This is a genomic window from Porcipelethomonas ammoniilytica, assembly GCF_025567485.1.
Taxonomy (GTDB): Bacteria; Bacillota; Clostridia; order Oscillospirales; family Ruminococcaceae; genus Porcipelethomonas; species Porcipelethomonas ammoniilytica.
The window spans coordinates 1-443 of record NZ_JAOQKH010000109.1 but is presented as its reverse complement, the minus strand read 5'-3'; the positions used below and the strand labels follow the sequence as shown (position 1 = coordinate 443).

Here is a 443-nt window from a genome sequence, read left to right as displayed (position 1 = left end):
CTCCTCAAGCAAGGCTAATTTCTTTTGCATTTTTTTGATTTCGGCCATGGTCATGGTTTCAGTTTCTGAAACCTGGACTTTTGTATATTTTTTGATCCATTTATGCAGCGTGGAACTGCTCATTCCGTATTCTTTGCATATCTACGTACTGCTTTTTCCGGATTCATACAAGCTTACTATGCTTTGCTTGAATTCCTCTGTATACTTAGTGTTTTCCATGTGTTTCTCTCCTTTTTTTATTATTATACCATCTTTCGCTTTTTGCTGTCCACTTTTTTAGTATAGCACCAACCGGATTGACGAGAAATGCAGCTGCAAAGGCAATTGGAAAGGTTTTAGGCAGTTCGACCGAGTATTTCGGCGGCAGTTACGACAAATATTACATCAGCGATGATAAAGGAAGAAAGTGGTCTGTGGTTTACGATTCCAGCATCAGATGCATG

1 protein-coding gene is annotated in these 443 nt (G+C 39.3%); it reads left to right on the top strand.

The window, feature by feature from the left end; genetic code table 11:
* Window positions 1-296: 296 nt before the first annotated feature.
* A partial coding sequence (locus OCV67_RS13535) for an amidoligase family protein (RefSeq protein WP_262644656.1) occupies window positions 297-443 on the top strand: 147 nt, incomplete at its 3' end.